Genomic DNA, 25,631 nt, shown 5'->3' with positions numbered 1-25,631 from the left:
GGCTGGTAGGTAGCTATGGAAGAGCCGCGTCGCCTCGGCGGCCGGTACGAGCTGGGCCATGTGCTCGGCCGTGGTGGCATGGCCGAGGTCTACCTCGCGCATGACACCCGCCTCGGCCGCACCGTGGCGGTGAAGACGCTGCGCGTGGACCTCGCGCGCGACCCTTCCTTCCAGGCCCGGTTCCGCCGGGAGGCCCAGTCGGCCGCCTCGCTCAACCATCCCGCGATCGTCGCGGTCTACGACACGGGCGAGGACTACATCGACGGGGTCTCGATCCCGTACATCGTCATGGAGTACGTCGACGGCTCCACCCTGCGTGAGCTGCTGCACTCCGGCCGCAAGCTGCTGCCGGAGCGGACGCTGGAGATGACGATCGGCATCCTCCAGGCCCTGGAGTACTCGCACCGGGCCGGCATCGTCCACCGTGACATCAAGCCGGCGAACGTCATGCTGACGCGCAACGGCCAGGTCAAGGTGATGGACTTCGGCATCGCCCGCGCCATGGGCGACGCCGGCATGACGATGACGCAGACGGCGGCCGTCATCGGCACCGCCCAGTACCTCTCCCCGGAGCAGGCCAAGGGTGAGCAGGTCGACGCCCGCTCCGACCTGTACTCCACGGGCTGTCTGCTCTACGAGCTGCTGACCGTCCGCCCGCCCTTCGTCGGCGACTCCCCCGTGGCCGTGGCCTACCAGCACGTCCGTGAGGAGCCGCAGGCGCCGAGCGTCTTCGACCCCGAGATCACGCCCGAGATGGACGCGATCGTGCTGAAGGCGCTGGTCAAGGACCCGAACTACCGCTACCAGTCCGCCGACGAGATGCGCGCCGACATCGAGGCCTGCCTCGACGGTCAGCCGGTCGCGGCCACGGCGGCGATGGGCTCGGTCGGCTACGGCGGCTACCCCGACGACCAGCCGACCACGGCCCTGCGCTCCACCGACGCCGGCGCCACCTCGATGCTGCCCCCGATGAGCCCCGACGACGGCGGCTTCGGCTACGACGACCGCCCCGACCGGCGGCGCCAGAAGAAGTCCAACACCTCGACGATCCTGCTGGTCGTCGCGGCGGTGCTGGTGCTCGTCGGCGCGATCCTGATCGGCAAGTGGGCCTTCGGCGGCGGCGCCACGGACAAGCCGTTCGCGGCCCCGAACTTCGTCGGCCAGACCGAGGAACGCGCCCGCACGATGGCCACCAACGTCGAGCTGACGGTGCAGGTCACCAACAAGCCGTGCGAGGCCCAGCCCAAGGGCAGCGTCTGCGAACAGGACCCCGCGGCCGGCGCCGACGTCAACAAGGGCGACACCGTGAACCTCGTCGTCTCGACGGGCGCGCCGAAGGTGGCCGTGCCCAACGCCACCGGCAAGAGCCTGGAAGAGGCCAAGACGCTGCTGGAGGGCGACAAGTACGAGTTCGTCGTCGAGACCAAGGAGGAGGTCTCCCCGCAGGAGCCCGGCACGGTGCTGTCCCAGGACCCCGAGCTGGGCACCGAGGTGGAGAAGGGATCCACGATCACCCTCACCATCGCCAAGGCGGAGGAGAAGGCGACCGTTCCCGACGTCTCCGGCAAGACCTGTGACGAGGCCAAGGTGCAGATGGAGGCCAACAACCTCGTCGGCAACTGCGTCGAGGTCGACACCCAGGACCAGAACCTGGTCGGCAAGGTCATCCAGACCACGCCGTCGGCCAACTCCCAGGCCGACAAGGGCTCGACGGTCCAGATCCAGATCGGCCGCAGCTCCCAGACCCAGGTCCCGGGCAACCTCGCGGGCCTGAGCCTGAAGGACGCCAAGAAGGCCATCCAGGATGCTGGCCTCAACGTCGGCAACGTCACCGGCTCCAACGACGACAACGCCGTCGTCCTCAGCTCCGACCCGCAGCCGGGCAGCACGGTGAACAAGGGCCAGACGGTCAACCTGGTCACCGTCGGCGGCGGCAACGGGAACAACAACAACGGCGGCAACAACAACGGCGGGACGATCTTCTTCGGAGGAACCGACGGGGACGACTGACCCCACCGCCACCCGCCGTCTCCCAGGCGAAGACTTCGGGCCCTGCCGGATCGACCGGCAGGGCCCGAAGTCGTCTCAGGACGCGCTTCCCGCGGCGCTTCCCTCAGCCCAGCTCCTCGGGCGGGGTCCGGTCCGCGTCCACCTTCTCCACGCGCTTCAGCTCGCCCCACACGACGTACCGGTACCGGCTCGTGTAGACGGGCGTGCAGGTGGTCAGGGTGATGTACTTGCCGGCCTTCTTCTTGCCGGACTCCTCCGGGACGGCGCCGAGGACCTCGACGTTGTACTTCGAGGTCTCGGGCAGGACGGCGTACACCGTGTAGACGTACCAGTTGTCCCGCGTCTCGAAGACGATCGGGTCGCCCTTCTTCAGCTTGTCGATGTTGTGGAACTTCGCGCCGTGACCGTCGCGGTGGGCGGCCAGGGAGAAGTTGCCGTCCTTGCCGGTCGTGGGCAGCGTGGCCTTGACCGGGTCGGTGTAGTAGCCGGCGACGCCGTCGTTGAGGATCTTCGAGGAGGTGCCCTTCTCGACCAGGACCTCGCCGTTCTTCATGGCGGGCACGTGCAGGAAGCCGATGCCGTTCCTGGTGTCGAGCGCGCCGGGGCCGGTGTCCTCCTGGGCCCAGGTGTCGCGGACCTTGTCGCCCTGCCGGTCCGCCTTGCGGTCGGCGAGGACGTTGGTCCACCACAGGGAGTAGACGACGAAGAGGCCGAGCACCAGCCCGGCCGTGATGAGGAGTTCGCCGAAGAGACCGACCGCCAGGGCGATCCGCCCGCCGCGGCGCCGTGGCGCGGGCGGGGACGCGGTCGCGTCGGGGTGCTCTGCGTGCTCAGTGTCGTCGGTGGTCGCTGCCACGGTCATCTGTCCCTACTCGACGAGCGCATCCGGCTTGCCCTTGCTGCGCGGCCGTTCCTCGACCATCTTGCCCCAGACGATCAACCGGTACTTGCTGGTGAACTCCGGTGTGCACGTCGTCAGGGTGATGTACCGGCCCGGCCCGGTGAATCCGGAGTCCGGCGGCACCGGCTCGAGGACGCTCACATTGCTCGGTGAGGTCACCGGCAGCATCGACGCCATCTTGTAGACGTAGTACTCGTCCTGCGTCTCGACGACGATCGCGTCGCCGGGCTGGAGCCTGTTGATGTACCGGAACGGTTCGCCGTGCGTGTTGCGGTGGCCCGCGAGCCCGAAGTTCCCGGTCTTGGCGTCGGGCATGGCCGTCTTCAGCGCGCCTTCGCCGTAATGCCCGACCATGCCCTTGTCGAGCACCCTCTTGTTGCTGATGCCCTCGGCGATCGGCACCACCACGTCCAGCTTGGGGATGTGCAGGATGGCGAAGCCCTGCCCCGGCGAGAAGGTCCCCGGGTTGCGCTTTCCGTTGGCCCAGTCGTCCTGGAGGCTGCTGGCCTCCTGGTCCGCCTGCGCGTGCGCCCGGACGTTCGTCCACCACAGCTGGTAGGTGACGAACAGCAGCATCAGCACGCCGGTGGTGATGAACACCTCGCCGACGGCACGGCTGGCGACCACGGCCGCGCTCGGCTTGCGGGCCCGCGCCTGCCGGCGGGCCTCCACCCGTGAGAGCGGGCGCGGCTCCGACGCCGCCGAGCGGGAGGCCGCCGAGTGTGAGGCCGCCGAGTGTGCCGTTTCCGAGGAGGCGCCGCCGTGACGCCCATGGCGGCCCTTGGCGGCCTTTCTGCGGGCCGCTCGGCCGCCCGGGGTGATTCCAGTGGCAGGGGAGGCCACTGGGGCCTCAGAAGCGGATAGGGGCTCGCCGCCGAACACGGACTCGGGCGGCTGCGGTATCCGCAGGGCCACCGTCTCATCGTCGATGGGAGGCTCGTACGGCCCCCCGCCGTACAAGTCCTCGCGCTCGGGGCGCAGCGCGGTCACGCCGTGGCCCTGCCCACCACCGGGGCCAGCCCCGCCGACCTCGCCACCGCACCCTGGTCGCCGCACTCCACCAGCCAGTTGGCCAGCATCCGGTGCCCGTGCTCGGTCAGCACCGACTCCGGGTGGAACTGCACGCCCTCGACGGGCAGCTCCCGGTGGCGTAGGCCCATGATGATGCCGTCGTGCGTACGGGCGGTGACCAGCAGTTCGTCCGGGACCGTCGCCGGCTCGGCCGCCAGGGAGTGGTAGCGGGTCGCCGTGAAGGGCGAGGGCAGTCCGGCGAAGACACCCTTGCCCTCGTGTTCCACCAGCGACGTCTTGCCGTGCAGCAGCTCAGGCGCCCGGTCGACCACGCCGCCGTACGCCACCTGCATCGACTGCATGCCCAGGCAGACGCCGAAGACGGGTACGCCGGTCGCCGCGCAGTGGCGGACCATGTCGACGCAGACCCCGGCCTCCTCGGGGGTGCCCGGGCCCGGGGAGAGCAGGACACCGTCGAAGCCGTCCTGGGCGTGGGCCGTGGAGACCTCGTCGTTGCGCAGGACCTCGCACTCGGCGCCCAGCTGGTACAGGTACTGGACCAGGTTGAAGACGAAGCTGTCGTAGTTGTCGACGACGAGAATGCGCGCGCTCACTGGTTGTCCACCGTCACATCGTTGAAGGGAAGCAGCGGTTCGGCCCACGGGAAGACGTACTGGAACAGGGCATACACCACGGCCAGAACCAGCACGATCGAGATCAGCGCCTTCACCAAGGCGTTTCCCGGCAGATGCCGCCAGATCCAGCCGTACATGCCGTCCCTTCCGTCGCACCACGGCACCAGACTCACGCCGTACGTCACCAGACTAACGGCGCAGAGCCTTCGGTTTGCCTGCCTCCACAGGCTGTGTGGAGTCCAGGTGCGCCCAGACGATCAGCCGGTGACTGTGCCCCCACTCGGGTTCGCACGTGGTCAGCGTCAGATAGCGCCCGGGACGCGTATACCCCGACTTACGTGGCACAGGGCCGATCACCTCGACGTCCGTGGGCACTGTTCTGAAAGGGCCTCGGTCGACGCGATACGTGAACCACGTCGTCCCGTCGGTGAGCACCACCGCGTCCCCGCGCCGCAGCCTCGGAAAGTCCTTGAAGGGGTCGCCGTGGGTGCGGCGGTGGCCGGCGACGGAGAAGTTGCCGGTCTGCCCGAGCCGCGCGGTCCCCGCGTAGTGGCCGAGCCCCTTCTTCAGGGTGCCGGTGGCCGTCCCCTCGAGCACGGGCTTGTTCCACGTGAAACCGAACCGCGGGATGTACATGATCGCGAAAGGCTCACCGTTCCGGTACGGCTTCGGCGGTGCGGGGCTCGCCGACGCGCCGGGCGCCGGCGCGCGGGCCGGCACGGGCTCCCCCGCCCACCGGTCCTGCAGGCGGTCGACCTGGTCGTCCATGACGTGGTCGGCCTTCACGCCCGTCCAGAACAGCACGTGAACGACGAAGAGCACGATCACGGTGCCGACGGTGACGCACAGCTCGCTGACGGTCCGGACGATCACGCGCACCGGCGGCTCCCGTAAGGCGGCTACTTCCGGCTACTCCACTGGCTTCGCGTAGTGCAGATCCACTGTGCCCGAGTAACCCGGCAGAGTCACCGTGCCGTCCTCGCTGACTTTCCAGCCGAGCCCGTAGACGTTGACGTACACCATGTAGTTCTGGATCGCCGGCGAGTCCGCGAGCGCCTGCTTCAGCTTCTCCGGGTCGCCGACGGCCTGGATCTTGTACGGCGGGGAGTAGACGCGGCCCTGGAGGATCAGGGTGTTGCCCACGCAGCGCACGGCGCTGGTGGAGATCAGCCGCTGGTCCATGACCTTGATGCCCTGGGCCCCGCCCTGCCAGAGGGCGTTGACCACGGCCTGGAGGTCCTGCTGGTGGATGACCAGGTAGTCGGGCTGCGGCTCGGGATAGCCGGGGAGCTTGGCGGTGGCGTTCGGCGGGGCGTCGTTGAGCGTGACCGTGATCGCCTTGCCCTTGACCGCCTGTGTGCCCGCTGCCTTCTCCAGACGGGCGAGCTTGTCGTCCTCGGCCTTCGTGCTGCCGTCGTCGGCGTCGGCCAGTGACTCGACGTCGTCGCGCAGGGCCGCGTTGGACTCGTCCAGTTCGCCGTTCTTGTGACTGCGTTCCTGGATCAGGTCCGACAGCTTCAGCAGGGACGTGTCCGTACGGATGTTGGTGCCCTTGGCCGTGTTGAAACTGGTGAAGAAAATGAGCCCCGCGAGGGCGAAGACGCCCACGGTGAGCACCCGCACCGGCCGGAGGCGGGGCCGGCGGACGGGAGCGGAACCCGTTGAACCCGTCCCGGGGGAGTCGGCAGAATTGCTCAACGTACCCTTATCTCCTTCGGCGCCGTAGAAGCACTACGCTAACGGACGCCCGGGGGAGCGCTCAGTGTCCCCTTGTACGCTGCCCCGAGCCCGACCCAGTTCCCTGCGCGGCCACGCAGCGCATCGACAGGAGAGACCCTCGTGCCGAAGTCACGTATCCGCAAGAAGGCCGATTACACGCCGCCGCCGTCGAAGCAGGCGACCGCGATCAAGCTGAACAGCCGTGCCTGGGTCGCGCCGGTGATGCTGGCCATGTTCCTCATCGGGCTGGCCTGGATCGTCGTGTTCTACGTGACCGACGGATCCCTGCCCATCGACCAGCTCGGCAACTGGAACATCGTGGTGGGCTTCGGCTTCATCGCCGCCGGATTCGGCGTCTCCACCCAGTGGAAGTAGCCTCCCGGCCACCTCTCCCCACGGCTGTTCGCTGAGTTATCCACAACCTCGGCAGATTTCCACACCCCGCCTGGGGAAAAGAAAGACGATCTGTGGATAACCCGTCGGGGGTTGACACCGGTACGACTGACACACCGGCCTCCGCCAGACTGTTCGCCCCCCGCCTGACCAGCGAAAATACCCGGTCGATGGCGGGGGGCACACCTGTTCCCGCACGCTGTGCACAAGATCGGGCACTCTGTGGACACAAGGTCGCTCAGGTGAGCTGACCGGTCCTCAGAAGGGTCATCACCACGGCCACGGCGAGCACCAGCGCACAGGCGCCGCCCTGCACCAGCACCCGCCGCTCGCGCGGGGCGTGGACCATGCCGTACCCGATGACGACGCCGGCCACGAGACCGCCGATGTGGGCCTGCCAGGAGATGTTGAAGCCCGGGCTGAAGGTGAAGATCAGGTTGATCACCAGCAGGGCGATGATCGGCCGCATGTCGTAGCGCATCCGCCGCATCAGGACGGCGGTGGCGCCGAAGAGGCCGAAGACGGCGCCCGAGGCACCCAGCGAGGGCTGGTTCGGGGCGGCGAGGAGGTAGGTCAGCGCGCTCCCCGCGAGGCCGGAGACGAAGTAGAGCGCCAGGTAGCGGGCGCGGCCGAGGGCCTCTTCGAGAGGGCCGCCGAGCCACCACAGGCTGAGCATGTTGAAGACGATGTGGATGTAGCTGCCGTGCAGGAACATCGAGGTCAGCAGCCGGTACCACTCGCCCTCCGCGACGCCCCCGACCTCGCCGAGGAGGGGGATGTAGGCGCGTCCGAGCAGGTCGAAGCTGTCGGTGAAGCGGTCGCCGACGGAGAGCTGGACCAGGAACGCGGCGAGGCAGAGACCGATCAGGACCTTGGTGACCAGGCGGGGGTCGGCGGCGACGGTGCCCCCCGCGAGCGTGCGCGGGCGGGACGCCGAGGGCGCGTGGCCCGTGCCCGACCCGTCGCGGACGCAGTCGGGGCACTGGAAACCGACGGAGGCACTGACCATGCACTCGGGGCAGATCGGACGCTCACAGCGGGTGCAGCGCACGCCGGTCTCACGGTCGGCGTGCCGGTAGCAGGTGGGCAGGCCGCTGTGGGCGTCGTCCTGGCGGCTGCCGGGCGCCTGGTCCATGGGGTCCCCCAGAGTCGTCGTATGCAAGCCTTTGCCCCGCTCATCCATACGGACGAGCGGGGCAATTGGTTCCCCGGGGGGAACCGTGCGTCAGGCGGGCGGTCAGCGCTGCTCGACGACGACCGACTCGATGACGACGTCGTTGAGCGGCCGGTCGGTCCGCGGGTTGGTCTGCGTGCTCGCGATGGTGTCGATGACCTTCTGGCTGGCCGCGTCGGTGACCTCGCCGAAGATGGTGTGCTTGCGGTTCAGCCACGCCGTCGGGGCGACGGTGATGAAGAACTGCGAGCCGTTGGTGCCCGGACCCGCGTTGGCCATCGCCAGCAGGTAGGGCTTGTCGAAGCGCAGGTCCGGGTGGAACTCGTCCTCGAACTGGTAGCCGGGACCGCCGGTGCCGTTGCCCAGCGGGTCACCGCCCTGGATCATGAATCCGCTGATCACCCGGTGGAAGACCGTGCCGTCGTAAAGCCTCGCCGAGGACTTCTCACCGGTGGCGGGGTGGGTCCACTCGCGCCCGCCGGTGGCGAGGTCGACGAAGTTCTTGACCGTCTTGGGGGCGTGGTCCGGGAAGAGCCGGACCTCGATGTCGCCGTGGTTGGTCTTCAGGGTGGCGTACAGCTGCTCGGCCACGATCTGCCTTCCGTTGTCTTCCTGTGACCCCCCGATCCTCGCACGCCCGGGGCGCTACGTCGCCCGGCGGCCTCCTCCCGCGCCGTAAGACGCCGTTTCGGGGTACGGAAAAGCGTCCGCGTCGTCCGGGACGGGAGCGAGCGGAGCCGATCCGTGGCATTGTCGACGACAAGCTCCTGTTGCCCCGTATCCATCCCCTCTTGTATCCGATCACCACAAATCGGGACGTTCGGCACCCGTATGCCCGTCCGCGCATGCCCCGGCGGCCGTCGGCAGGCATGATCCGTAAAAGGGTGGAAAGTCGAAATACCGTACGCCACCGAGGAGGAGGAACCCGTGACCCGCATCGACAGCGTGCGCGCCGCGACCGGTTCGGCGAAGGACAGCGTGCTGCACGCCGCGGAAGTGGTGGCGCCCTACGCCGACACGGCCAAGGAGAGGGCCGCGCTCTATGCGCACGAGGCCCGCGTACGGCTCGCGCCCAAGGTGTCGCAGGCCGCCGGACAGGCCCGCGTCCACTACGACGCTCACGTCGCCCCTCGCCTGGAGCAGGCTCGGGCGCACGTCCCGCCGAAGGTCGACCTGGCCGCACACGAGGCGGCCGCCCGTACGCGCCTTGCCGCCCGGCAGGCCGCCGTCTACTCCCGGCCCAAGATCGAACAGGCCGTGGCCGTGGCCGGGCCCGTGACGTCGGAGGCAGCTGCCCGGGGCGCCGCAGCACTGGCCGCGTTGCGCGGCCAGGTGACACCCAAGGAGATCGAGAAGCTGGTGCGCAAGCACCGGCGCCGGGCCAGGGCGGGCAAGCTCGCCAAGGCCCTGGCCGTGGTGGGCGTCGTCGGCGCCGGCGCCATGGCGGCCTGGAAGTGGTGGGACAAGCAGGCCAACCCGGACTGGCTGGTCGAGCCGCCCGCCGCCACGGAGGTCCCCGCCGGAGGCGGTCTGACCTCGGTGGACGGCACCGGCGCGACGACCGCCCTCGACCCCGAGGTGCAGGCCAAGGAGGCCGAGGAGGAAGCGGCGAACCGCGAGGACCGCAGCTGAGGCAGCACTGAGGGCCTTCGCCGAAGCCGGAGGCCTTCGGTGAGGCCTGGGGCTTCGCCGAAGGCTCGAAGGCCTGAGGCTTCGCAGAGGCCGGAGGCCCTCGCTGAGGCCTCGGCGCGGACGTCCCGGCTGAGGCGCCCACCCGGAAGTACGGCGACACGACGCACCGCGAGCGATCGCAGGGCGTTTCACGTGAAACACCCCTCTCACCTCGTCGTCCGAGGTGAAAGGGGTGTTTCTGCTGCTGTGGAGCCTAGGGGAGTCGAACCCCTGACATCTGCCATGCAAAGACAGCGCTCTACCAACTGAGCTAAGGCCCCTCGACAGAAGCGTCCGGCCGGAGGAACCGCGTACCGGCGGGCGCCGCAGACCAGAGTACCGGGTCACCCCCCGGATCTAGCAAAAAGATTGGGGGTCCCCGCGGATGACCACTCTCCGTAAGATGCTCGGCGTGGTTCGCTACAGCGAACCGCGGTTTCTGGGGAAGCGATGGGGAGACGCACATGGACGCCGCACAGCAGGAAGCCACCGCGAGAGCGCGGGAACTGCAGCGGAACTGGTACGGGGAGCCGCTGGGGGCGCTCTTCCGTAAGCTCATCGACGATCTTGGCCTCAACCAGGCTCGTCTCGCGGGGGTACTGGGTCTGTCGGCGCCGATGCTGTCGCAGCTGATGAGCGGCCAGCGGGCGAAGATCGGCAACCCGGCCGTGGTGCAGCGCGTGCAGCTGCTCCAGGAGTTGGCGGCCCAGGTCGCCGACGGCAGCGTCAGCGCCGCCGAGGCGACCGAGCGCATGGACGAGATCAAGAGGTCGCAGGGGGGATCGGTGCTCAGCAACACCACGCAGACGACGAGCGGTTCGGGGGCGCCCACGGTCAAGCGGGTGGTCCGTGAGATCCAGTCGCTGCTGCGCTCGGTGGCCGCCGCCGGCGACATCATCGAGGCCGCCGACTCCCTCGCCCCGAGCCACCCCGAACTGGCGGAGTTCCTCCGGGTGTACGGCGCCGGCCGCACCTCCGACGCCGTCGCGCACTACCAGTCCCACCAGAGCTGAGCCCAAGGCCCGGTGACCGAAGGGGGTTCGGCAGCCGGGCCGGCGGGACGCAGGGGGCGTATCGCTCACCACGGGGGATGAATCGCTGGTTACGGGGGATGGGCCGCTCATGACGGGGGATGGGCCGCTCATCACGGGGGATGGATCGCTGGTTACGGGGGTTGTATCGCTCATCTCGGGGGTCGTATCGCTCATCCCGGGGGTAGCGAGGGGGTAGCAGGGGGAAACCGCAGGGGGAGGAGCGACGCACTGCCATGGGTGAGGTCTTCGCCGGACGGTACGAACTCGCCGACCCGATCGGCCGTGGAGGGGTCGGCGCCGTCTGGCGTGCCTGGGACCACCGGCGCCGCCGCTACGTGGCCGCCAAGGTGCTCCAGCAGCGCGACGCCCACGCGCTGCTGCGCTTCGTCCGCGAACAGGCGCTGCGGATCGACCATCCGCACGTCCTCGCCCCCGCCAGCTGGGCCGCCGACGACGACAAGGTCCTGTTCACCATGGACCTGGTCGCCGGCGGTTCGCTGGTCCACCTGGTCGGTGACTACGGCCCCCTGCCGCCCGCGTTCGTCTGCACGCTTCTCGACCAGCTCCTGTCCGGGCTCGCCGCGGTCCACGCGGAGGGCGTCGTGCACCGCGACATCAAGCCCGCCAACGTGCTGCTGGAGGCCACCGGAACGGCCCGGCCGCGGCTGCGGCTGTCCGACTTCGGCATCGCGATGCGGTTGGGCGAGCCCCGTCTGACCGAGACCAACCTCGTAGTGGGAACGCCCGGTTACCTCGCGCCCGAGCAGATGATGGGCAGTGACCCTGATTTCCCCGCCGACCTGTTCGCCGTGGGTCTGGTCGCGCTGTATCTGCTGGAGGGCGCCAAGCCGGACGCCAAGGCGCTCGTCCAGTACTTCGCGGAGCACGGAACTCCCGCCGCGCCCAAGGGCATTCCGGAGCCGTTGTGGCAGGTCGTGGCCACGCTCCTGCAGCCGGACCCGCAGGCCCGTTTCCGCACGGCCACCGGGGCGCGCAAGGCGCTGGCCGCGGCCGCCGAGCTGCTGCCCGAGCCCGGCCCGGACGACGAGCAGATCGAGATCTTCGACCAGATCGGGCCGCTGCCCTCGGGGTTCGGCCCGAGCGGCCCGCTGCAGCTCGCCTCGGGCGTCACCGTGACGCCGTCCGCCTTCGAGCGGACGTCCCCACAGCGGGAGCGGCAGGACCAACGGCAACAACAGGAGCAACGGGACACGGGCAACCGGCCCTCCGCCGGCCGGCACTCCACGGGCCGGTCGTCTCCCGACCGGATGTCCGACGACCCGGGCACGGATTCCCTCCCGGCGTGGCCCGGCACGGGGTCCGTGAGCGCCGGCGGGGGCACGGGGTCCGTGGGCGCCGGCGCGGGCACGGGGTCCATGATGAGCTCCGGCGACGGCCTCGGTGGCGTGACGTACGGCGCCGGTACGGGGAGCGTGCCGTACGGCTCGGCCACCGGCTCCGGCGCGTCCGGATCCCTTCCCCGCGGAGTCGGACCACGCGGACCAGGCACGGCACCGGACACTGGGCCACGCACCGGACCAGGCACGGGCACCGGCACCGGCCCGGAGTCCGTCCCGAGCGACCCACGTCAGCCCGCGCGACCGGCGCGTCCACCGGCGGCCCCCACCCCGGCCCCCTCGATGTCGGACACCGGCAGCTTCCACCTGCCGCCCCCTCAGCCGGCCCACACGCCCACGTCCTCTCCTCCTGAGCCCACGCACACGCCCGCCCCGGCGTCCGCTCCCGCTCCTCCTCCGCCTCCGCATCACTCCCACGCCGTCTCGCCGTACGAACCCACCTACGCGCTGCGTTCCCACGCACACCGCGCCGACGCCTCCACCGCTTCGTACACCGCTCAGAACCCGCGGCCCCCGGCCCCCGCCCAGCCGTCCCACCCGGACGCGGCTCCCATACGGCCGCACCCGACCCGGCGGGGGCACCGCCGCGTCCGTTCCGCCCGCCGTCCCGGCCCGCCCGTGAAGGTCGCGCTGCCGCTCCTGCTGCTCGCGCTGGTCTGTTACGCCGTGGGGTTCTGGGCCCTGTCGCGGATCTGAGCCGAGGCCCGGCGCCGGGCCGTGACCGTCCACACGCCGAGCACCAGCAGCAGCGCGCTGCCGGTGCCGATGCCGCCCGCGGCGACCGCCTTCATGGCGGTACGGCCGTCCCCGCCGTACCCGTCACCGCCTGCGGCCGGGCCACCGGCACCCGCGCCCCGACCTGCCCGCGCGCCCGCCTCGAAGACACCGCGCGGCACCGGCTGCCCCGCGTACCCCGGCGCGGACCGCGCCGTCCCGTCGACCCGCACGCGCAGCCGCAGGCCGTACGGGCCCTCCCCGAAACGGTCGGCGACCCGCGCGGACAGGTGCAGGACGAGGTAGTAGGAGCCGGCGAACCGCAGGCCGTCGGCCGGGGCGTTGGGGGCGTACCGGTTGACGTACCGGACCGGCGGCATCGGGGCCAGGGCGGCCGAGGTCTGTCTGCCGCCGTAGCCGATGCTGGTGGCCTCGACCTCGGCGCGCACCGGGTTGTGGAGGGTCATCTCCAGCGCGGGCACGACGAAGCCGGTGTCCTTGTCCGCGCTGTCCAGGTCGACGGTGGCGGACAGCTGCTGCCCCCAGTCGACGGGCACCTTGTAGAAGAGGGTCTGCCCGGGGGTGATCTCGTCGCGCCAGACGCCCTCCCCAAGAGCGGTCGCGGCGGCGAAGCCCGCACCGCCCCGGAGGCGTACGGGCTCGGCGACGGGGGGCGTGGGGGTGGCGGAGTCCCACTCCTCGGGCACGTCCGTGGCGCCGGTCCTCTCCAGGGGTGGCTCGGAGACGGGTGCGAGCTCCAGCTCCCAGGGCTGGTCCGACTCGGGGCCGGAGCCGGTGTCCGTGCGCTCGACGACGACGTAGTACGTGCCGGCCTCCTGGCACAGCCCCTTGCCGGGCTTGATCTCCCGCGCGCCCCAGGCGGTGAGCGGGCGCGGGCTGCGGGACGCCCCCACGGTCACGGTGTCGCGCGAGCAGCCGACGCTGTCGGCGTTCTGCACGGAGACCTTGATCCCGTCGCCGCTCGCGAGGGTGGCGTCGGCGCGGGGGACGGCCGTCACGGAGACGTAGGCGTTCGAGGTGTCGTCGAGTTCGAGACGGTAGTAGGCCTTGCCGCCTGCCGTGAAGGAGCTCCGGTAGGTGGTGCCGGGTTCCAGGCGTTCGGCGTTGCCGGTGCCCGTCGCGGCCGGGACGCTCCGGGCGTCGCCGTCGAAGCCGTAGGACGGCACGGCCGCCACGGCCACGGCTCCCGGGAGACCCGCCGACGCCGCACAGACCACCAGCGCCACGGCGGTGACCCGCACGACGGCCCTGACCACGACAGCCCTCACCACGACAGCCCTCACCACGACAGCCCTGACGACGACAGCTCGCCATACAGCGGGTCGCCATACAGCGGGTCGCCATACAGCGGGTCGTCCTACGGCGACCGCCCGTCCCGCACGCCGGCCCATGACACGCCCCCTCGTCCGCTCGCCGGCACCTGGTCCTGCCAGGGACCCGACCGTGGGCCATCCTGCCCCGCCGGCCCCCGCACCACCCCCGCATTCCGCACGAGCGTCCGATACGTACCGCCGCGTCCACGCCCTCTCACCGGAGACGGCGCGCCGCGCAACACAAAACCCCGACCGCGAAGCACGGCCGGGGTCTGTTCAGTTTCCGGTATCGGTACTCACGAACCCGTGGGCACGGAGTCGGTCGCCTCCGTCCACAGATCCTGCTCGGCGCGATCCGCCTGGATCTGGCGGTACACGAGGAGCCCGCCGATGGCGGCCAGTGCGACCAGGAGAAGCTTCTTCACCGCGCGACCTCGTCTTTCGTTGACGTAGGGGACCTCTGGCGCCCGACTATACACACCGACCGATATCGATCGGTGACCTGCGTCGGGCCCTCAACTCCCGCCCTCGGCGGCGCATTGGACGGCTCGGGGGGCAGCGGATCAGGCGCTCCGACCGGAGGGTGATCACGCCGCCACGGAGAGCGATTTCGCCCTGCCTGATCCTGTTTCTACTATTTTTCTCCCCTTTTGCGGCCATCCGAGTGGTGTTCATCGGAACATCCCCACGCCATGAGCGTCGGTCCACCACTTCGTTCCCCCCATACACATCATGAGGAAAGTACGCAAATCGCCCAGTCCGAAAGTGAGGGGACATGGCCGAGAACCGGGTCATGCAGCTCTGGACCACCATCATTTCCGCCCTCGTCGCCCTGTGCGCCGCGCTCGGATTCGTCACGGCGGCCGCCACGACCGCGGTAGCGCAGACCGAGCCGACCCGCAACAGCGACCTGAGCGACAGCACCGTGCACCCGGCCGTGCCGGCGGTGTCCCCCTGGTCCCGGCTCCTCGCCCGGTCCCTGCCCCCCACGATGAAGCAGCGCATCCGCGCCGAGGCCCACGGCAAGTCGCCCAGCTGCCGCCACCGCCCCCTCCCGGAAGCGGAACCGGCCGACCAGCTCCCGACGCCCTGTGACCCCGAAGCCGCGACGGACGATCTCAGGGCGCCGGTGCCGCTCCAGCGCTGAGCCCCCGGCCCGCAGCATCCGACAGCGCGAACCGACCGACCTCGACACCACGCTCACAGGCACGAGCACCAGCACCGCTGGTACTGCGACTCGTCCCACCAGCACCTGCACCACCAGCCCCACGGCACCACCAGCACGTAACGGCGACTCGCGTACAGCCGGTACAACGCCCACGAAGCAGGCCCGGAAGCTCCCCCAGGAGCCACCGGGCCTTCGGCGTGCGCGGACGTCCGGCGAGTCCCACCGTCAGCGCAGGGTCCTCTCCTCCCGTGCCGACTCCCTCGCGCCATCCGGCCGAGAAGCGGCGCACGCACACGGATAAGGGGAGTACGCGCCCCGTTCGTACGCCCCTGCCGGGCGGAGCCCTCCGAGCGGCCGTAGGCTGAGCCGCGGTTGTCAGCTTGTCGGCGGCACGCCAAACGACGGACGCCACACGGGACGAGGGACCAGGGACGACGGAGGCGTACGGCGTGAACGAGGAAGACCGGATCGACCGACCGCACGGCCGCGACGCCGCTGTCCGGCACCCCCGCGCCCCGTCCGTCCGTGACAACCGGCGGCACCAGTGGGAGAAGGACCGGGCGCGCGCGCCGCTGACCGAGCGGGCCGGTACCGGGGCGACGGAACGCGACACCGGCCTGGAGTCCCAGGACCTCGTGTTCCACGCGACGTACCGAGAGGTCAAGGCGCCGGGCGACCTCGCGGACGCGTTCGGGGTCCAGGACCGCACGGTGCTCGTCGAACGCACCTACCGGACCAGGTGCGCGGGCGAGAGCGCTCCCTTCGGCCTCGTGACCTCCTACCTCGTCCGCGACATGATCGCGGCCAACCCGGACCTGCTGGACGAGACCAAGGAGCCGTGGCCCGGCGGCACCCAGAACCAGCTCCACACCGTCGGCATCGAGGTGGACCGTGTCGAGGAACGCGTCACCGCCCGTGCGCCGACCCCCGAAGAGGCCCGGGAACTGGACCTGCCGGCCGGCACACCGGTGATCCTGCTCCGCAAGACCTCCTACGACATCGACGGCCGCGCGGTGAACATCGCCGACGTCACCCTGCCAGGCGACCGTACGGAGTTGCTCTTCACCACCCGCCTGGAAAGGTGGTGAGCGCGGTGGGCTCCGCCGTGGACGCCGCCGCGAGCCGGCGCATCGTCGTCCTCACCGCCGTGCACGCCCCGTCGGCCCCGTACCTGCCGGAGGCCTACGCGTCGCTGTGCGAGCAGGAGTTGTCCGACGGCTGGGAGTGGCACTGGGTGATCCAGGAGGACGGCACGACGGACGAGGTCTCCCCGTACGTCCCCGACGACCCGCGGGTGACCTTCCGCCAGGGGCGCCGGGGCGGGCCGGGTGTCGCCCGCACCATCGCGCTCGCCCACGCCGAGGGCGCGTACGTGAAGGTGCTGGACGCGGACGACCGGCTCACCCCGGGCGCCCTGGCCCGGGACCTGGCCGCCCTCGAGGGCGACCCCGCGATCGGGTGGGCGACCTCGCGCGTCCTCGACTTCCTTCCGGACGGGTCGACGGTCGGCTTCGCCGGAGACCCGCCCGACGGGCCGATCGAGCGCGGTGACGTCCTCGGCTTCTGGAAGGAGAACGACTTCCGGGCGCCGGTGCACCCGGCGACCCTGTGCGTACGGCGGGATCTGCTGCTCGCGCTGGGCGGCTGGATGGCCCTGCCCGCGTCGGAGGACACCGGGCTGCTGCTCGCCCTCAACGCGGTGAGCCGCGGGTGGTTCTCGAAGGAGGTGGGGCTCCTCTACCGGAAGTGGGGCGGTCAGGCCACAGGACAGGCGGCACACGTGGACCCGGCCGAGCGCGATGCCCGCATGGCCGTCGTGGAGGCGAGGGCGAGGGCGCTGGCGTCGTTCCGGTGGCGTCGCCCCTGAGCGGGGTTTCGGCCGGCCCCGGTACGGGTGGGCCGGGCTACCTGATGACGATGGCCTGGGAGGGGCACCTCTCCGCCGCCTCCCGCACCCGCGGATCGTCGCCCGCGTCCTCACGCCCCGGTATGACGGCTCCGAACCCATCCGCCTCGGTGAAGACGGACGGCACCCTGTAGACGCACTCGCCGGAGCCGTAGCACTGGTCGGGGTCCACGGAGATCCTCATGTGCACTCCAGTCGCGATGCGAACCAAGAGACCGTCACGACCTGACTGCCCTCCGTGCGGCTCGCTCAACCGGCTCGGTGGCCGGCCACGGCCATCCAGTGGGCGACCCTGCGCAGGGTGGCCTCGTCGAGCCGGTCCACGACGGTCCGGACGGCCGCCACGTCGTCCGGTGCCAGGTCGTAGAGGCCCGCTCTGCTCAGACCGGCCATGAGCACCTGGTGCCGGCGATCGTGCATCCGCTCCGCGAGTCGGCTCGGCTCCCCGGCGCCCTGGGACGCCGACCCGGACGTGGATCCGGACGCCGATCCGGACGCCGACCGGGACGACGTGTCCGGCGCTACGGCCGTGTCGGCCCTGGCTACGGCCGTGTCGGCCGTGGCTACGGCCGTGTCGGTCGTCGGGGCGGCCGTGTCGAAGCGCCGCCACGCGCCGTCCTGCGGGCCCCACAGCGCGACGGTGACCTCGTCGCCCCGCGCCCGCATGACCTGGGCCATCTCACCGATCGCGTACACCACCGGTGAACGGTCGGGCGATTCCGCACCCAGCCGCCACGTCCCCGACGACGCTTCGTAGAACATCGCGGCCCAACGGGGAACCCCCGGCGGCTGCGGGCTCTGGGCACGGGTCTCCATGGCATCCACCCCTTCGGAAGCGGCACGGCAGGGCGACGATAACTGACGGGCCGTCAGCTAGCCAGGGGTGTGAGGGCCCTCAGCCGAAGCCGTGGGCGTGGCCGAACTCGTCGCCGTGCTGTGGGGTGCCGTGCTGTGGGATGCCGGGGGCGTTCAAGCGCTCCCCTGCCGCACGCCGCACCGTTCGGCACCGGTCCCTCCCCTCGTGCGGACCGCTGCCGAACGGTGCGGGCGGCGTCGGTCCGCGCCGTGCGGGCGTGGACCGAGGTAAGCCGGGAACCCGTGGCGATGGAGGCAGCAGTCCGGACGTGGGACTGCTTGACGGGTTCCCGCACGCTCATGCGACGGGAGTGTCGCGACCGTCTGGGACATCCGGCGGAAATTGGCCGGGAACATGCGGCGCCATGAGCTGTCTCCTAGCGCTGAGCTGGTGGCCTGTGTGGGCGACGCCCGGTGGATGCGCTACTGCGACGGGATCCTGCCATCCCAGGGGTCGTTCGGAGGAGGTTCCGGTGTCCGGTCAGCCGCTTTACCGCAGGTCAGCTGTATAAAGTGAGTTTTCCGGACCGGATGCCAGCTGCGGGGGAGTAAAGGGGTGGAGACCTTGGGTTCCGGCTCGGGGGCACGCACAGCCTTCGCGGAACGTCTCGCGCTGCTCTACAAGGAGGCCGGCAACCCTCCCCTCAAGCGCGTGTCCGAGGCCGTCGCCCGTCTCCAGCGGTCCGACGAACGAGGCCGGCCCGTACGGGTCTCCGCCCAGCGGATCAGTGACTGGCGACGGGCGAGGAACGTGCCCGCCCAGTTCGCCGCCCTGGCGGCGGTGCTCCACGTCCTCATCCCCGAAGCACGCCGCCTGCGTCCCGTGCCCGTGTCCACGGGTCTGTACGACCTGGCCCAGTGGCAGCGCCTGTGGGAGCGCGCGCTGGCCGACCCGGTCGGTGACGGCCCCGAGCCGTCCGAGGAGGAGAGGCCCTCCGGCGAACCCCCGCCGGTGCCGCCCGGCGTCTGCCCGTACCGGGGCCTCGCCTCGTACCGCCAGGAGGACGCCCGGTGGTTCTTCGGCCGCGAGCGGAGCACGGAGGCCCTCGTCGCCCAGCTCGGCGCCGCGGAGGAGACCGGTGGCCTGGTGATGCTGGTGGGCGCCTCGGGAGCGGGCAAGTCCTCCCTGCTGAGCGCCGGCCTGGTGCCCGCGCTGCGCAACGGCCCACCGGGCGGGCCGGTGTCCACCGCCACCGAGGACGGCCGGTGCAGGAAGGTCCTCCAGCTCGTCCCGGGAGCCGATCCCCTCGGGGAGCTGACCCGCTCCGTCCCCGGACTCGCCGAGGTCCTCGCCGACGTCGCCCGGACCACCGCCGGGGGACCCGGTGCGGCGAAGGAGCCCGGCGCCCCGGACTTCGCACAGGCGGTACGGGACGCCGTCACGGCATGGGCCCACTCCGAACCCGCCGCCCCCGAACGCGCCGCCCCCGAGGCGACCGCCTCCGAACCCGCCGCCCCCGAGTCCGCCGACTCCACCGTGGTCTCGGGCCTCACCGAGGTCTCGGACTCCGCCGAGCCCGCCCGGCCCTCCACAGGCTCCGCGCCCTCCACAGGCTCCGCACCGTCCACAAGCTCCGCGCCCTCCGCGAGTTCCACGCCCTCCGCGCCCCCCACATCCGCCGCGGTCTCCCCGTCCCCCGCGGCCCCCGCATCCCCCGCGCCCTCCCGAGACCGCCCGGTCGTCATCGTCGACCAGTTCGAGGAGACGTTCACCCTCTGCCCCGACGAGGCGACCCGGCGCACCTTCATCCAGCTCCTCCACGCCGCCTGCACACCCGCCGCCCCGGGCGACCCGGCCCCCGTCCTCGTCATCCTCGGCATCCGGGCCGACTTCTACGAGCAGTGCCTCGGCTACCCCGAGCTGGCCGACGCGCTGCAGCACCGGCACATGGTGCTCGGCCCCCTGACCACCACGGAGCTGCGCGAAGCGGTCACCGGACCCGCCAAGGCCGTAGGGCTCGAACTCGAACCCGGGCTCGCCGAGTTGATCGTCCGTGAGGTCAGCGCGGACGGCCCCCGAGGCGCGCACGACGCGGGCGTGCTCCCGCTCCTCTCCCACGCCCTGCTCGCCACCTGGCAGCGCCGCAAGGCCGGCAGGCTGACGCTGGCCGGCTACCGCGCGGCCGGCGGCATCCAGGGAGCGGTGGCGGCGACCGCCGAGCGCGCCTGGTCCAGTCTCGACCCGGCGGCGCGTACGGCCGCGCGGCTGCTCCTGCTCCGCCTGGTCCGCCTGAGCGAGGACACCCAGGCCACCCGCCGGCGCGGAACCCGGCGCCAGCTGGCGGCGGAGTCGACGGACCCGGACAAGACCGAGGAGTCCCTCGAAGCGCTGGTCCGCGCCCGGTTGGTGACGCTCGACGCGGAGACCGTGGAGATCACCCACGAGGCCCTGCTGCACGCCTGGCCCCGGCTGCGCGACTGGATCGACGAGGACCGGGGCGGCAACCTGCTCCGCCAGCGCCTGGAGGAGGACGGCAGGGCCTGGGAGAGCTCGCTCCGTGACTCGTCGCTGCTCTACCGGGGTTCCCGTCTCGAACAGGCCCGCGCGTGGGCGGAGTCGGCCGGCGACACCTACCTGACCCGGAGCGCGGTGGAGTTCCTGGCCGCTTCGGTCAGGCTCCGCAAGCGCACGGTGTGGATCAGCCGGGCCGCCGTGTCGACCCTGGTCGTCCTGGCGATCGTGGCCGTCGGCGCGGCGGTCGTCGCCTGGCAGCAGCGCAATGACGCCGTGTTCGAACAGGTCGTCGCCGAGGCCGACCGCGTCCAGTACACGGACCCGTCGCTGTCCGCCCAGCTCGACCTGGTCGCCCACCACCTGCGGCCGGACGACGAGGGCACGATCAACCGGCTGATCTCGATCGTCAACGCCCCGCTGGCCACCCCGCTCCTCGGCCACACCGGCGCCGTCTACCTCACCTCCTTCAGCCCCGACGGACGGCTGCTGGCCACCGCCAGCTACGACCGGACCGTACGGCTGTGGGACGTGAGCGATCCGACGCGGCCCGAGCCGCTGGGCAAGCCCCTCAGGGGCCATACGAGTTGGGTGAGCAGCGCCGTCTTCAGCCCGGACGGCCGCACCCTCGCCAGCGCCGGGGACGACGGCACGATCCGGCTGTGGGACGTACGGGACCCCGGTCGCCCGAAGCCGCTCGGTACGCCCCTGACCGGGCACAAGGGCACGATCTACCTGCTCGCCTTCAGCCCGGACGGGCGCACGCTGGCCTCCGTCGGCGAGGACAGCACCGTACGCCTGTGGAACATGGCCGATCCGGGCCGTCCCGCGTCGCTGGGCGCTCTGACCGGACACACCGCCGCCGTGCGCTCGGTCGCGTTCAGCCCCGACGGACGGACGCTGGCGGCCGGCGGCGACGACGACACGATCATGCTGTGGGACGTCACCGCCCCGGCCCGTCCGGACCTCCTGCGGACGCTGACCGGCCACACCGACCTGGTGCACTCGGTGGCCTTCAGCCCCGACGGGCGCACCCTCGCGAGCGGCGGCGCCGACGACACCATCCGCCTCTGGGACGTGACCCACCCGCGCCGGGCCGCCCAGCTCGGCCCACCGCTCACCGGCCACACCGCCCCGATCTGGTCGGTGGCCTTCAATTCCGACGGCACCACGCTCGCCGCGGCCAGCGCCGACAGCACGGCGAGTCTGTGGAACGTCAGCGATCCGGCGTACCCGTCCCAGGTCGGCGAACCCCTCGCGGGGAGCAGCGGCGAGATGTACGCCCTGGGCTTCAGCCCCGACGGCCGCACCCTCGCCACCGGAAGCGGCGACAGCAAGGTCCGCCTGTGGTCGATCCCCACATCGGACATGATCGGCCGCAGCGGAGCCTTCCGCCCGGACGGGCGGGTGCTCGCCACGGCCGCGCGCGACGGAAGCGTCCGGCTGTGGAACGTGGAGACCCCCGACCGCCCGGTTCTGCTGAACCAACCGTTCATGCCCGGGGACGGCGGACAGCGCTCGCTGGTGTTCTCCCCCGACGGCCGCACCCTCGCGGTGCTGACGGGCAGCCGCGCGGTCCACCTGTGGAACGTCACCGACCCGGCCCACCCGGTCTCCTACGGGCCGCCCATCGAGCTGCGCACCCGGTTCATGGGCCCCGAGGCGCTGGCGTTCAGCCCCGACGGCCGCACCCTCGCCACCGCCTACGACGACCGCACCCTGCAGCTCTGGAACATCGCCGACCCCTCCCGCCCCGTCCCGTTCGGCGCCCCGCTCACCGGCCACAGGGGTTACGTCAACGCCCTGGTCTTCAGCCGGAACGGCCGGACCCTGGCCAGCGGCAGCGCGGACGGCACCATCCGCCTCTGGGACGTGACCGACCCCCGCCACGCCGCCCCCCTCGGCACGCCCCTCAAGGGCCACGCCGGACCGGTCAACACCCTCGTGTACAGCCCCGACGGCCGCACCCTGGCCAGCGGCAGCGACGACGACACGGTCCGCCTGTGGAACGTCACCGACCCCCTCGAGGCCACCCAGCGGCACTCCCCCCTCACCGGCCACACCGAAGCGGTCGTCTCCCTGACCTTCAGCCAGGACGGCCACACCCTCGCGAGCGGCGGCAACGACAACACGGTCCGCCTGTGGAACGTCACGGACCCCTCCGACGCGACCCCCATCGGCCAGTCGATGAGTCCCAACGCCAAGACGGGCAACTTCCTGTCCTTCAGCCCCAAGAGCCACATGATCGGGGTGTCGAGCGGCACGGACACCGTCCGGCTGTGGAACCTCGACGTCGACCAGGCCATCGACCACATCTGCTCGACCACGCGGGGCGTCCTGACCCGGGAGAAGTGGCACGAGTACCTGCCCCGCCTCTCGTACGAGCCGCCCTGCGACGAGTGACAGGAAAGTGATCCCGGTCACAACACCGGAGTCCACTCGAGCAGTCCCTCCCCCCGGCCCACCAGCCTTGTTAGCCTTGGCCATAGCCCGGTCGCTAGTGCATCCCCCGTCGCTAGCGGCCGGGCCTTCGCATGCCCTCCGCGACCAGCCCTCACGCCGGCAGGCGCCGCCCTGCCCCTCGACGGTGATCTTCTGTGCCCCCCAAGAAACTTTCAGAAGACAAACCGCTCGACTCATAAGGTGCCGGAATGAGTTACGGGCGACATAAAATAAAAAACGCTCTCCCCAACGTTTTCACGCGCCACGGTCACTCATTTGCCGCGCATCCGGAGGAGAGGAAGCGGCGTTAGCGAGGTATGACGAAAGCTAGGTTCAATGGCTTGCCTCACCGCAGTGCAAGGAAGGATAATCTGCCTGCGAGCCGTGATGTGACAGCGGGACAATCCACTTACCCGCCCGGTGTCGCACATTCGGCGCTTGAGGTACGTGACACCTTGCACGGGGACGGCGCGCGGGTCGAGCTCCTGGTGACCGAGTCACTGCTCCGCGAATTCCTCACACTGCTGGAGGCGGCCCAGGAGGAACTCAATCAGCGGTGGAAGGGCCGGGAAGACTCCGGCTGCCACGCGGACCGCGCCTGACGGGGGCGGATTTCCATGAATCACGACTATGCGGATCCCGCCTTTGTGCGGCGTGAATGGTATTCCGACGCATACCCCTACAGGTCGGGGACCAGCCGGCACGGTACCCCCGTCGACACCCTGCACTCAGGGGAACCCTTGGTACCCCCCGACTCGGGCTGGGACCCGGTTGAGGAACTCGCCTACCTCTTGCAGGAGGCCGCTCCGGCGGAGCAGGCGGCCACGGTGCCGCCACCTCGCAGCGAGCCACCGGCCGGCGTCGACTTCACCGACCCGATGGAGAACCTGGCCCAGATCACCGCTCAGCTGCCACCCATCCGACGCTCCTCCGCCGGGCACCGGAAGATCCGAGTCAGGAAACTCCGACTCAAGTGGTTGCAGACCGGTAGCTTCGTCATCGTCGCATTCGTTGCCGTCATCGTGGCAATGGTGAGTGTCTTCGGCGGAATGGTGGCCTACGGACCTCTGCAGAACATCACGTCCGGCACGAAGGGCGGGATGATTCCCTGGTGGCCCGTTCTCGTGTACGGCCCCTGGATGGTGGCCTCTCTCTCCATTCTGCGCAGCGCCTTGCACCAGCGCCGGGCCCTGCACTCATGGTTCATCGTTCTGCTGTTCTCCTCCGTCGCGATGATGCTGTGCGTAGCACAGGCCGAAAAAACCTTCACCGGTATCGCCGGAGCCGCTCTGCCCGCCCTCGCGTCTCTGGCGTGCTTCCAGCAACTCGTCCGACAAATCACCTTGACTCTGCCACCGCAACAGGGCACGCGCCGCCACCGCCGGTAGCGTCACCACCTCATACCCGCGCAGTCTTCCGACGCCACGAACAGGCTTTCGTTCACGCACCGATCCGCGCGGCCGCCGGGCGCAGCCTCCTGACGCGGCCGTCCGGGGCGGAGGCGGGGAGGCAGAAGGCAGGAGGCAGAACGGCGGCGGATCGACCCGACGGGCCGCTCCCGGACCGTCCACCGCCTCGTGGAACGGCCCGTGTGCGCCGCATCGCGAGGCGGCCGGCCTGGACCACCCCCGCGGCACCTGCTCGCCTTCTCACGGTGCGCCCAAGGCCGCCCCGGCGATCCTCGGGGGGCCGGATCAGCAGGACCATGAACGTGTCTGGACGCACGGGTGGGCGACAGCGAGCGGGAAGCCGTGGCGATGCCCGCCGACTCCCGGAAGCCCCGCTCATCGGCTGACGGGCTGCCCGCCACCGTTCACGGCCGTTGATGCCAGCCGGTGGATGACGAAGACCCCCGGTCCATCCGGACCGGGGGTCTTCTCGCTGGTTCGTGTCTGTTGGTGTCAGCTGCTGATGTCACGCGCCGGGGCGGCCGGGCTCATCAGCGATCCCGAAGCAGGAACCGTGAGATGGACATCAACGCAGACGGCGACACCGGGGGCTCGCGGACAAGGAGTCGACGCAGGGTGCGCCGCCCGCGACATGGTCCGTCGGACCGGCCGCAGCCGCCGGTGTCGGCCGGGTAGGTGACGACTCGCGTTCCTCGGTCTCCGCTCCCTGGTCTTCGACGGGCCTACTGCCCGCCCCTCGTCCTCTAGCCGACCTCGTACCGGCCGACCTCCAGGAAGTGGCGCAGCGCTTCCGGGGTGTTGTCGTCGAGGGCAGCGCCGGCCGCTGCGCGCAAGGCGTCGCTGATGTCGGGGTCGGCGAGGAGCCGGGAAATGGCGACCCGGTCGTCCTCGGCCTGGGCCAGGCGGTAGCCCGTCTCCAGCCAAGCGCGCGTCTGCTGGGGATTGTCGTTGTCGAGAAGCTGGTTGACTTCCGCCAGGACGCGCTTGCCGCTGTCCGGGTCAGCGAGAATCCTGGCGAGCGCGACCCGGTCGTCCTCGGCCTGGGCGAGGGGGTAGCCCGTCTCCAGCCAAGCGCGCATCTCCTCCACGGTGCCGCTGTCGAGGAGCGCGTTCGCCTCCCGGATCACGCGCTTGCCGCTGTCGGGGTCGGCGAGGATGCGGGATATCGCCACCCGCAGGTCGTCCGCACTCATCTCGTCGTAGGGCGAGCCGGCCGTCGCGACGGCGGCTGCGGGGGCGATGGAGGCGGCCATGGACGGTGTAGCGAGTAACAGCGCCGGGGCAAGAGCGCCTGCGGCCACAGCCAGGATCACGCGAGTCGATCTCATGAGGTCAACCACCTTTGTCATCTTCAAGGAGTGCAGGTGCTGGGATTCTCCCAGGAGGGGACGGGCTGGCGCAGTGCCTTGATCAGGCAGCCTTCGCCGATCCCGCTTGCCGGTGGC

24 protein-coding genes and 1 tRNA gene are annotated in these 25,631 nt (G+C 70.9%); 11 read left to right on the top strand and 14 right to left on the bottom strand.

The features are described from left to right. The first annotated feature begins 15 nt into the window (after positions 1–15). A complete protein-coding gene (pknB, locus tag ACIBBD_RS07620; protein WP_399418369.1) occupies positions 16–2,010 on the top strand; it encodes a Stk1 family PASTA domain-containing Ser/Thr kinase in 1,995 nt (664 codons plus the stop codon). 103 nt (positions 2,011–2,113) lie between these two features. On the opposite strand, the gene ACIBBD_RS07615 is transcribed toward pknB, so the two are convergent. Genes ACIBBD_RS07615 through ACIBBD_RS07590 form a run of 6 tightly spaced genes read right to left on the bottom strand, consistent with a single transcriptional unit; the run spans position 2,114 to position 6,255 of the window. After that, positions 2,114–2,872, bottom strand: coding sequence for a class E sortase (locus ACIBBD_RS07615; RefSeq protein ID WP_399418368.1), 759 nt, complete (start codon positions 2,870–2,872; stop codon positions 2,114–2,116). A 6-nt stretch (positions 2,873–2,878) separates the two neighbouring features. Continuing rightward, positions 2,879–3,979, bottom strand: a complete 1,101-nt coding sequence (locus tag ACIBBD_RS07610) for a class E sortase (RefSeq protein ID WP_399418669.1) — start codon at positions 3,977–3,979, stop codon at positions 2,879–2,881. Next, positions 3,898–4,536, bottom strand: coding sequence for an aminodeoxychorismate/anthranilate synthase component II (locus tag ACIBBD_RS07605; RefSeq protein WP_399418367.1), 639 nt, complete (start codon positions 4,534–4,536; stop codon positions 3,898–3,900). The genes ACIBBD_RS07610 and ACIBBD_RS07605 overlap by 82 nt, the downstream gene beginning before the upstream one ends. Next, entirely contained in the window at positions 4,533–4,694 is a 162-nt protein-coding gene (locus tag ACIBBD_RS07600) for a hypothetical protein (protein ID WP_363087685.1), read from the bottom strand. Before ACIBBD_RS07600 ends, ACIBBD_RS07605 begins: the two co-directional genes overlap by 4 nt. A 52-nt stretch (positions 4,695–4,746) precedes the next feature. Beyond that, on the bottom strand, positions 4,747–5,436 hold the full coding sequence (locus ACIBBD_RS07595; protein WP_399418366.1) for a class E sortase: 690 nt from the start codon (positions 5,434–5,436) through the stop codon (positions 4,747–4,749). Between the two features lie 30 nt (positions 5,437–5,466). Beyond that, positions 5,467–6,255, bottom strand: a complete 789-nt coding sequence (locus ACIBBD_RS07590) for a DUF881 domain-containing protein (protein WP_399418365.1) — start codon at positions 6,253–6,255, stop codon at positions 5,467–5,469. 141 nt (positions 6,256–6,396) lie between these two features. On the opposite strand from ACIBBD_RS07590, the gene crgA reads away from it, so the two are divergent. Beyond that, complete coding sequence (gene crgA / locus ACIBBD_RS07585; protein WP_399418364.1) at positions 6,397–6,651, top strand: cell division protein CrgA; 255 nt, start codon at positions 6,397–6,399, stop codon at positions 6,649–6,651. 256 nt (positions 6,652–6,907) lie between these two features. On the opposite strand, the gene ACIBBD_RS07580 is transcribed toward crgA, so the two are convergent. Together ACIBBD_RS07580 and ACIBBD_RS07575 are read right to left on the bottom strand one after the other, a co-directional pair. Further along, positions 6,908–7,804, bottom strand: a complete 897-nt coding sequence (locus ACIBBD_RS07580; RefSeq protein WP_399418363.1) for a rhomboid family intramembrane serine protease — start codon at positions 7,802–7,804, stop codon at positions 6,908–6,910. Between the two features lie 102 nt (positions 7,805–7,906). After that, positions 7,907–8,434, bottom strand: coding sequence for a peptidylprolyl isomerase (locus ACIBBD_RS07575; protein WP_399418362.1), 528 nt, complete (start codon positions 8,432–8,434; stop codon positions 7,907–7,909). A 336-nt stretch (positions 8,435–8,770) separates the two neighbouring features. On the opposite strand from ACIBBD_RS07575, the gene ACIBBD_RS07570 reads away from it, so the two are divergent. Beyond that, on the top strand, positions 8,771–9,475 hold the full coding sequence (locus ACIBBD_RS07570; protein ID WP_399418361.1) for a DUF5324 family protein: 705 nt from the start codon (positions 8,771–8,773) through the stop codon (positions 9,473–9,475). Positions 9,476–9,722: 247 nt separating this feature from the next. Here the strand turns inward: ACIBBD_RS07570 and ACIBBD_RS07565 are convergent. Continuing rightward, positions 9,723–9,795, bottom strand: a tRNA-Ala gene (locus tag ACIBBD_RS07565). Between the two features lie 183 nt (positions 9,796–9,978). Between ACIBBD_RS07565 and ACIBBD_RS07560 the strand changes: the two genes are divergently transcribed. Then, entirely contained in the window at positions 9,979–10,527 is a 549-nt protein-coding gene (locus ACIBBD_RS07560) for a helix-turn-helix domain-containing protein (protein WP_399418360.1), read from the top strand. A gap of 254 nt (positions 10,528–10,781) precedes the next feature. Continuing rightward, a complete protein-coding gene (locus tag ACIBBD_RS07555; protein WP_399418359.1) occupies positions 10,782–12,602 on the top strand; it encodes a protein kinase in 1,821 nt (606 codons plus the stop codon). Here the strand turns inward: ACIBBD_RS07555 and ACIBBD_RS07550 are convergent. Together ACIBBD_RS07550 and ACIBBD_RS07545 are read right to left on the bottom strand one after the other, a co-directional pair. After that, on the bottom strand, positions 12,566–13,909 hold the full coding sequence (locus tag ACIBBD_RS07550; RefSeq protein ID WP_399418358.1) for a hypothetical protein: 1,344 nt from the start codon (positions 13,907–13,909) through the stop codon (positions 12,566–12,568). The two genes, ACIBBD_RS07555 and ACIBBD_RS07550, sit on opposite strands and share 37 nt — an antisense overlap. A 341-nt stretch (positions 13,910–14,250) precedes the next feature. Next, a complete protein-coding gene (locus ACIBBD_RS07545) occupies positions 14,251–14,379 on the bottom strand; it encodes a DLW-39 family protein (protein WP_003999697.1) in 129 nt (42 codons plus the stop codon). A gap of 350 nt (positions 14,380–14,729) precedes the next feature. Between ACIBBD_RS07545 and ACIBBD_RS07540 the strand changes: the two genes are divergently transcribed. The 3 genes from ACIBBD_RS07540 to ACIBBD_RS07530 all read left to right on the top strand — a co-directional run bounded on the left by ACIBBD_RS07540 (position 14,730) and on the right by ACIBBD_RS07530 (position 16,989). Then, positions 14,730–15,101: a DUF6344 domain-containing protein gene (locus tag ACIBBD_RS07540; protein WP_399418357.1), complete on the top strand. Its 372-nt coding sequence runs from the start codon at positions 14,730–14,732 to the stop codon at positions 15,099–15,101. 470 nt (positions 15,102–15,571) lie between these two features. Beyond that, entirely contained in the window at positions 15,572–16,210 is a 639-nt protein-coding gene (locus ACIBBD_RS07535) for a UTRA domain-containing protein (protein WP_399418356.1), read from the top strand. 5 nt (positions 16,211–16,215) lie between these two features. Continuing rightward, positions 16,216–16,989, top strand: coding sequence for a glycosyltransferase family 2 protein (locus ACIBBD_RS07530; protein ID WP_399418355.1), 774 nt, complete (start codon positions 16,216–16,218; stop codon positions 16,987–16,989). A 37-nt stretch (positions 16,990–17,026) separates the two neighbouring features. Here ACIBBD_RS07530 and ACIBBD_RS07525 read toward each other — a convergent pair whose 3' ends face one another. Together ACIBBD_RS07525 and ACIBBD_RS07520 are read right to left on the bottom strand one after the other, a co-directional pair. After that, positions 17,027–17,212 carry a ferredoxin gene (locus ACIBBD_RS07525; protein WP_399418354.1) on the bottom strand — a complete coding sequence of 62 codons (186 nt, stop codon included), beginning with the start codon at positions 17,210–17,212 and terminating at the stop codon, positions 17,027–17,029. Between the two features lie 65 nt (positions 17,213–17,277). After that, positions 17,278–17,844, bottom strand: coding sequence for a hypothetical protein (locus ACIBBD_RS07520; protein ID WP_399418353.1), 567 nt, complete (start codon positions 17,842–17,844; stop codon positions 17,278–17,280). 595 nt (positions 17,845–18,439) lie between these two features. On the opposite strand from ACIBBD_RS07520, the gene ACIBBD_RS07515 reads away from it, so the two are divergent. The 3 genes from ACIBBD_RS07515 to ACIBBD_RS07505 all read left to right on the top strand — a co-directional run bounded on the left by ACIBBD_RS07515 (position 18,440) and on the right by ACIBBD_RS07505 (position 24,165). After that, entirely contained in the window at positions 18,440–22,738 is a 4,299-nt protein-coding gene (locus ACIBBD_RS07515; protein WP_399418352.1) for a hypothetical protein, read from the top strand. A gap of 494 nt (positions 22,739–23,232) precedes the next feature. Further along, positions 23,233–23,379 carry a hypothetical protein gene (locus ACIBBD_RS07510; RefSeq protein ID WP_399418351.1) on the top strand — a complete coding sequence of 49 codons (147 nt, stop codon included), beginning with the start codon at positions 23,233–23,235 and terminating at the stop codon, positions 23,377–23,379. A gap of 15 nt (positions 23,380–23,394) precedes the next feature. Next, positions 23,395–24,165: a DUF2637 domain-containing protein gene (locus tag ACIBBD_RS07505; protein ID WP_399418350.1), complete on the top strand. Its 771-nt coding sequence runs from the start codon at positions 23,395–23,397 to the stop codon at positions 24,163–24,165. 764 nt (positions 24,166–24,929) lie between these two features. Here ACIBBD_RS07505 and ACIBBD_RS07500 read toward each other — a convergent pair. Next, positions 24,930–25,514: an ALF repeat-containing protein gene (locus ACIBBD_RS07500; protein WP_399418349.1), complete on the bottom strand. Its 585-nt coding sequence runs from the start codon at positions 25,512–25,514 to the stop codon at positions 24,930–24,932. Between the last annotated feature and the right edge of the window lie 117 nt (positions 25,515–25,631).

The organism is Streptomyces sp. NPDC051315, from assembly GCF_044455165.1.
In the GTDB taxonomy this organism is placed as follows: domain Bacteria; phylum Actinomycetota; class Actinomycetes; order Streptomycetales; family Streptomycetaceae; genus Streptomyces.
This window is presented reverse-complemented; position numbering and strand designations above follow the sequence as displayed.